General features: G+C 72.4%; 7 protein-coding genes. 6 read left to right on the forward strand and 1 reads right to left on the reverse strand.

Features of this window, described 5'->3' with window-relative positions:
- Nucleotides 1–223: sodium/proline symporter (locus LLG88_05430; GenBank protein MCE5246350.1), on the reverse strand; the 223-nt coding region annotated here is incomplete at its 3' end.
- Between the two features lie 256 nt (nucleotides 224–479).
- On the opposite strand from LLG88_05430, the gene csx2 reads away from it, so the two are divergent.
- The 6 genes from csx2 to LLG88_05460 all read left to right on the forward strand — a co-directional run.
- Nucleotides 480–1,766: a TIGR02221 family CRISPR-associated protein gene (gene csx2, locus LLG88_05435; GenBank protein MCE5246351.1), complete on the forward strand. Its 1,287-nt coding sequence runs from the start codon at nucleotides 480–482 to the stop codon at nucleotides 1,764–1,766.
- Complete coding sequence (gene cas6 / locus LLG88_05440) at nucleotides 1,763–2,722, forward strand: CRISPR system precrRNA processing endoribonuclease RAMP protein Cas6 (GenBank protein MCE5246352.1); 960 nt, start codon at nucleotides 1,763–1,765, stop codon at nucleotides 2,720–2,722. The genes csx2 and cas6 overlap by 4 nt, the downstream gene beginning before the upstream one ends.
- Nucleotides 2,723–2,764: 42 nt before the next feature.
- The gene (locus tag LLG88_05445) at nucleotides 2,765–4,792 is read left to right on the forward strand and encodes a CRISPR-associated primase-polymerase type A1 (GenBank protein MCE5246353.1); all 2,028 of its coding nucleotides are present in this window, start codon (nucleotides 2,765–2,767) and stop codon (nucleotides 4,790–4,792) included.
- Nucleotides 4,789–5,874, forward strand: a complete 1,086-nt coding sequence (gene cas1 / locus LLG88_05450; GenBank protein ID MCE5246354.1) for a CRISPR-associated endonuclease Cas1 — start codon at nucleotides 4,789–4,791, stop codon at nucleotides 5,872–5,874. Before LLG88_05445 ends, cas1 begins: the two co-directional genes overlap by 4 nt.
- Complete coding sequence (gene cas2, locus LLG88_05455) at nucleotides 5,871–6,158, forward strand: CRISPR-associated endonuclease Cas2 (protein MCE5246355.1); 288 nt, start codon at nucleotides 5,871–5,873, stop codon at nucleotides 6,156–6,158. Before cas1 ends, cas2 begins: the two co-directional genes overlap by 4 nt.
- A 9-nt stretch (nucleotides 6,159–6,167) precedes the next feature.
- A partial coding sequence (locus LLG88_05460; GenBank protein ID MCE5246356.1) for a hypothetical protein occupies nucleotides 6,168–7,006 on the forward strand: 839 nt, incomplete at its 3' end.

Raw genomic sequence — 7,006 nt, forward strand, 5'->3', positions numbered from 1 at the left:
ACACGCCGTCCTTGTAGGCCAGCCCGACCGCCCCCAGCACCACCCAGCCGCTCTCCGACGCGGCGGTGGAGGAGATCGCCGTGACCCACGACCCGAGCGAGCGGTTGGCGAGGAAGAACGTCTCGACCGACTTCGTCCGCCGCTCGGCGAAGAAGCCGATGACCATCAGCGCGACCATGTAGATCGCGACGATCAGCGAGATCTCGAACTGTTCAACGCCCACGGCGCCGCCCCCTCAGCAGGTAGTGCAGCAGCGCCGCCGCCGCGACCGCGATCGGCAGCCCGACCAGGAACAAATGCGTCGATAACGGAACCCCCGCGGCCATCCCGCGCCCCTCCCTCGAGGGGGAGTCTAGCAAAACGGCGGCGGGCCGTGTCAGCGACGCCGGCGTCGTCCGTCCAGAAGTGGGGCGGTGCGCCCGCCTCTTGGCCTCGGCCCCGCCGAGGCGCAAAATCAGGCTCCGAGAGGGGAGGAAGTCATGGGGCGGAACGTCTACATCAGCTTCTTGGGAACCGGCGCCTATCAAGAGACTCGCTATGTGTGGGGGGATCGCGAAGCGAACCCGACGCCGTATGTCCAGTCGGCCGAGATGCAGTTGCTCGACGGCGACTCCTTCGACGCCGTGTACATCGTCGCGACGGACGCCGCGAAGGCGGCACACTACGGCGCGCTGCTCGAGCATTTGTCCGCGGAGGTGCGGAAGCGGACTTTGTTGGTTTCGATCGGCGAGGAGATGTCCGCGGAAGGTCAGTGGGGGTGGTTCGAGGCGCTGCTTGGCTGCGTGCAGCAGGGCGACCGACTGACCATCGACCTCACGCACAGCTACCGCACGATCCCGCTGGTCGCGGCGACGGCGCTCAACTTCCTGCGGAAGGCGCGCGGTGTCACTGTCGATCACGTTCTCTACGGGGCGTACGAAAAGAACCGCGAGCGGTCGCCGATCGTCGACATCGCCGCGTTCCTCGCCGTGGACGACTGGGCGGACGCCGTCGCGGCCCTTGTCCGCGAGGCGGACGCGCGGCCGCTGACCGCGGTCGCGAAGAACGCGCCGGAGTTCGTGGCGCCTCGCCTCCGCGATTCCGACCTGCACGCGCATCTTGAGGCGTTGTCGGTCGGCCTGCGCGTGGCGAACGTGAACGGGATCCGAGCTGCCGCGCGCGCCGCCGAGGACCGGTTGGCGGTCGCGACCAAGAGCGATGCCACGCCCGTGGAACGGATCTTGGCCGAGTATTCGCGCGGGTTGCTCGCTCCGCTGGCCGGCGAAGGCCCCGCGACCGGCCGCTACGATCTCGACTACTACGCGCACCAGCTCGATTTGGCCGAGAAGATGCTGGCTCATCAGCTGTTCATGCAGGCGTTCACGGCCCTTCGGGAGTTCGTCGGCAGCCTCGGCCTGCGCGGCGAGAAGAAGATCGGCTCGGCCGACGACCGGGCTCGCCGCCGCGCGGCGGACGTCTTCTATCAGATGGTGAACCGGAAACCCGACGTGTGGAGCTTCAACGGCAGGGAAGAGCTCAAGGCGAAGTGCCTGCCGACGTACGAGGCCGCGGATGCGTGCGGGGCGGTCGACGTGCTGCGGCGGTCGGTCAAGATCTTGGACAAGCTGCGCAACGGCTTGGACCATGCGTGGACGATGAAGTCGATCGACGGCGTCGATTTCGCCGACGCCGGGCAGCGCATCGTCGCCGACTTTCGCGAGGCTCTGGCGCTCCTCGCCTCTGCGCGGGTCGTTCCTGCCGCGGCGGCGGAGGCGGCCGAAGAATGAGCGACGCGCCCGCGGCGGCGTTCGAGGAGGCGTTCCTCGACGCCTTGGTCGAACTGCCGATGCTGCGGCTCTCGGCCCGCTTCGAGGTGCCGCTGCCGCTCGCGTGGCGCGAGCCGGCGTCGGTGCTGCGCGGGGCCTTGGGCGCGGAGCTGCGGCGCACGGCGCGCCGGCCCCACGACGGCCAGGTCTGCCCGCCCGAGGCGTGCTGCCCCTACTGCACGCTCTTCGAGCCGCAGCCGCGTCGCCCCGAAGCCGGATCTCTCACGCCGCCGCATCCGCTGATCGTCTCCGCCACGGAGGCGGAGTGGGCTTCGGGCCGGTTCGACGTCGCGCTCGTCGGCGCCGCGGCGCGCTTCGCGGATCCGGTCGTCGCCTCGCTCGAGCGGATCTTCGAGCGCGGCCTCGGCGCGAAGGCGATCCGCGGCCGGATCACGTCGTGGACGACGATCGGCGCCGGCGGAGAAGTTGACCCGCGCGGCGCGCCGATCAACGTCGGCGCGGAAGTGCGTCGCCGCGTTCGAGACTGGCGCGGCGCGCCGTCCCTGCAGCTCTGGACCGTGAGTCCGGTGCGGCTCACGGCGGCGATCAACGCCGAGCCGCGCCTCTCGCCCCGCGCGCTGACCTTCGCCGCGGCGCGTCGCGCGGCCTCGCTCTCCGCCTACTTCGGCGGCGGCGCGCCGGCGCTGCCGCTCACGCAGGACGTCATCGCCTCCGCGGAGGCCGTGGAGCCGCTCGAAGAGGCGTGGCGCTGGAAGGACGGCGTTCGCTTTTCGGCCCGTCAGCGTCGGGACGTGCCGTTGGGCGGCGTCGTCGGCCACGGCACCTACAGAGGCTGGACCGATCCGCTGCTCGCGGTCCTCGGGGCGGGCGTCGTTCTCGGCGTCGGCAAGAGCTGCAGCTTCGGACTGGGACGTTTGAGGGTTCGCGTCAAGGAACGTTCTCCCGCCGCCGATTGACGCTCGGCGCCGGGGGCGCGACGTTCTTCGCCGGGGGGCGCTATGGACGTTGGCGAACTCGTCCGCGAGATCGAGGGGCTTCTCGCGGACGGCCGCAACTTCGAGGCGCTGCGCGCCGCGGCCGATCTGTTCGGTCCGGACGCGCCCGATCACGGCGCCGAGCGGCGACGCGTGGCCGCGCTGGCGGAGCGGCTCGGTCTCGTCGATCCGGCCGCCGCCTGCTGGGAGCGCGTCCTCGTGGACGATCCGCTCGACGCGGAGGCGTTGCGGCGGCTCGCCGGCCTGCGCCGGGCGGCGGGACGGGTGGACGACGCCCTCGACCTCCTGCGCCGCTGGCGCTCGCTCGCCGCCGACGACGCCGATCCGCTGCGCGACGAACTCGAGCTCCTGCTCGAGGCGGGCCGCCTGGATCAGGCGCGCGCCTTGGTCGCCGCCGAATCGGCGCGCCGCGACGCCGACGACGCCGTCGCCCTCGAACTGCAAGGGATGCTCGACGACTTCCTCGCCTCGCCGCAGGAGGAGGAGGAAGGCGCCGGGCTGTTCGACGACCGCCCCGCCGTCCGCCGCGCCCCGGCGCCGGCCCCGGTCGGCGAAACGCCGGCGCGCGTCCCCACCGACGCCGAGGTGACGCGCTTCCTCCATCGCTTCGCGGGCCGCGAGGACGTGCACGCCCGGATGTGGTGCGACGAGAACGGCCGGGTCGGCTACGCGCCGGTCCGCGAGCCGCTCACGCCGCAGGGCGCGCGCAACCACCTGCTCGGCAACCTCACGCTCGGCGTCTACCCGCTGCGCCACGACGGGCGCGTGTCGTTCTTCGCCGTTGATCTCGACGTCACGAAGACCGCCTTGGAACGGGCGAAAGGGGACCCGGAGGCGGCGCGACGCACGCGGGAGGGGATCCGCGCCGTGAGCCAATCGATCCTCGCGCGCTTCGGCGAGCTGGGCCTGCCGGCGCTGATGGAGAGCTCGGGGTACAAAGGACGGCACTTCTGGGTCTTCCTCGATCCGCCGCAGCCGGCGGCGCGCGTCTATCCGCTGGGCCGGCAGCTTCTCGCGTGGCTTGATCCCGAAGGCGAAGACCTCAGCCTGGAGTTCTTCCCCAAGCAGGGCGACGCGCGGGGCGGCATCGGCAATCTGATCAAGCTCCCCTTGGGCGTCCACCTCAAGACGGGGCGCCGCTCGCGTCTGCTCGACCGCGAGGGCCGCCCGGTGGACGACGCGCACGAGCTGCTCCGCGCGACCCCCTGCGCCGACGAGACCGCGCTGGCCGCCGCCGAGACGTTCCTGCGCGAGAAGGTCGGCGCCGCGCCCGCGCCGCGACGCCGACCGGCCGAGCGGGGCGTGGTGCGGGAAATGCCCGACCGCGAACTCGGCCCCGCGCCGCCGCCGCCGCCCCCGCCGTGGACGGAGGCCGACTTCGACCGCGATCCGCAGGTCAAGGCGCTCTTCGAGCGCTGCGCGGTGCTGGGCGCGCTTCGGCGGCGGATCGAGGAGCACCGGCGCGTCTCCGCGGCGGAGATCGCCGTGCTCCGCAACACGGTCGGCCATCTGGTCGCCGGACCGCTGGCCGTGAACTTTCTCCTCGGCCGCTGCGAGGACGTCCCGTCGGTGGAGTTCATGCAGAGCCCGCTGCGCGGCAGTCCGTCGTCCTGTTCGCGGATCCGGCAGCGGGTGCCCCACCTCGCCGGCATGGTGGCCTGCTCCTGCGTTTTCGACGAGGCGGCGGGGCTCTACCCGACGCCGCTGCGGCACGTCGAGGGGATCGCCGCGACGCCGCAGTCCGTCGAGGAGTCGGTGCTCGGCGACGCGGCACGGCGGACCCCGGAGGATCTGGCGCGTCTTCTCGGCGCGCTCGAACGGCGGCGCGGCGAACTCGAGGAACAGATCGCGGGCCTCAAGAAGACGCTGCTGGAGGTGATCGCCGCCGGCGGCCGCGAGCGAGTCGATCTGCCCGAGGGCGCGTACGTGCGGCGCTCCGAGGAAGGGATCGAGACGCTTGTCTGGGTCGCCGCCGGCGCGGCCTCCGACGCCGCCGCGCCCGCGGAAGGCGAGGGAACGGGGGCGGCGTGAGGACCGTGGTCGTCAACGAGCAGGGGGCGCAGATCGCGCTCAAGGGCGGCGAGCTGGTCGTTTCGCGGGAGAAGGCGCTCCTCGCCCGCGTGCGCCTGGCGGAGATCGCCCAAGTCGTCGCGATGGGGTCGATCGAGCTCACCTCCGCGGCGCGAGCCGAACTGTTGAAGCGGGGCATCGACACCGTCTTTCTCACGCAGCGCGGCCAGTACCGCGGCCGGCTCGTCGGGGCGGCGCACGGCAACGTCGAACTGCGCATCGCCCAGTACCGCCGCCTTCTCGATCCGCTTCAGGCGGGGGCCGCTGCGCGCGCGATCGTCCGGGGGAAGCTCGTCAACCAGCGGCGGCTGCTGCAGCGCTTTCAGGCGCGCCGGCCCGACAAGTCCCGCGCCGCGGCGATCGTCAAGCTCTCCCGCCTCGAAGAGCGCTGCGCCGTGGAGAGCGACGTCGCCGTCATCCGGGGCCTCGAGGGGATGGGGGCGGCGGAGTACTTTGCGGTCTTCGGCACTCTGCTGACGAATTCCGAGTTCTCCTTCGCCGGCCGCAATCGCCGCCCGCCCCGCGATCCGGTCAACGCCCTGCTCAGCTTCGGCTACGCCCTTCTGCAAACGGTCGTCGAAGGTGCGGTCTATCGGGCCGGGCTCGATCCTCATCTCGGCGCGCTGCACGCGCCGCGGCACGGCGCGGCGACGCTGGTCTTCGACTTGATGGAGGAGTTCCGGCCGCTCTTCGTGGACAGCCTGGTGCTCGACCTGGTCAACCACCGCGCGGTCGGTCCGGGCGACTTCCACGTCGTGCGGCCGGAGACGAACGGCGGCGACGTCCTGGCGGCGGAAGAGGAGGAGTCGCCGGATCCGGAAGGCGGCGCGGGGACGGCGGCCGACGCGCCGGGCGTCCTGCTCGACGCCGCGGGGCGGAAGATCATTCTTCAGGCCTTCTTCCGCCGCCTGCGCCGCGACGTGCTCTACGCGCCGCGCGCCGGCCGCTATTCGGGCGCGCAAATCGTCGTCGAGCAGGCGTACCATTTCGCGCGGTGGCTGCGGGGGGAGACCCCGGAGTACATCGCGCACCAGCCGAGGTGAGCGTGATTCACGTCGTCGTCAGCTACGACGTCGTCAAGGACCGCCGGCGCAACCGCGTGTCGAAGGCTCTCAAGGCGCACCTCGAGCGGGTGCAGAAGAGCGTTTTCGAGGGCGAGGTGACGCCGAAGCGTCTCGAGGCGATCCGCCGCCTGATGGCCAAGCTCATCGATCCCGAAACCGACTCCGTCCGGATCTACCAGCTTTGCGCGCGCTGCGTCCCCGCCCTCGAGATCGTCGGCTGCGGCACGTACGTCGAGGCGCCGGACGAAGACGTGATGGTCTAGGAGCCCGCCGTGATCGAGATCCCGCGAATCGACGTTCCGGAGGCCGAACTCGAAGCCCGCCGCCGCGCGGCCGCGGAGGCGTTCGATCTCGCCGCGCCCGAAGCGGCCCAGGACGACTACGACCGCGAGGTCTTCCGCTGGGCGGCGGAGGCGATGCGCCGCGTCGGGACGGGCAACCGTCCCGCGAAGATCGCCTTCGTGCCGGTGGGGACGCAGCCGTACGCGCCGATCCTCGCCGCCTTGGCCAGTCCGGCCGAGATCGTCGTTCTGCTGCACACCGACGGCTCGCTGCCGCACGCGGAGCTTGTCCGCGCCGCGATCGCGCCGGAGCGGCCCGTCCTTCGCCTGCGCTCGATCGGCGACGGGCTCGACGGCGCCGCGATCGCCGCGGTCGTGGTCGGCGAGCGGGCCGCCGCGGGGGATCCGCGGCCCGAGGACGTCGTCGTGGACGTCACCGGCGGCCGGAAGGCGACGGTCGCCGTTCTGGGGGCGTTGGCCGCGGCGAACGGCTTCCGGCAGACGTACGTCGAGGGACGCCCCTCGGCGCGTCACCGCGCCTTCTTCGTCGGCGAGCGGTGGCAGGCGCTGATCAACGTCCGCGCGCTCTGCGGCGTCGATCGGCGCGAGCGCGGGATCTCCCTCTGGCTCGCCGGCAGTTACGCCGCGGCCGCGAAGGAACTCGCCGCGGCGTCGGAGGCGACCGGCGGCGCGCGCGACGCGGCGAGCGCTCTGGCCGCGCAGGGGCTCGACGCCTTTCGGACCGGAGACTTCGGCGCCGCGGCGCGCCGGTTCGGCGCGGCCTCTCGGCTGTTTGCGCGGGACGACGCCGCGCGCCTCGCGCTGGAGGA

It is taken from the genome of bacterium (genome assembly GCA_021372775.1).
GTDB lineage: Bacteria > Acidobacteriota > Polarisedimenticolia > J045 > J045 > JAJFTU01.

Coding starts and splice junctions, on each gene's coding strand:
- csx2 (MCE5246351.1), top strand. CDS start 480: ATGGGGCGGAACGTCTACATCAGCTTCTTGGGAACCGGCGCCTATCAA.
- LLG88_05445 (MCE5246353.1), top strand. CDS start 2,765: ATGGACGTTGGCGAACTCGTCCGCGAGATCGAGGGGCTTCTCGCGGAC.
- cas6 (MCE5246352.1), top strand. CDS start 1,763: ATGAGCGACGCGCCCGCGGCGGCGTTCGAGGAGGCGTTCCTCGACGCC.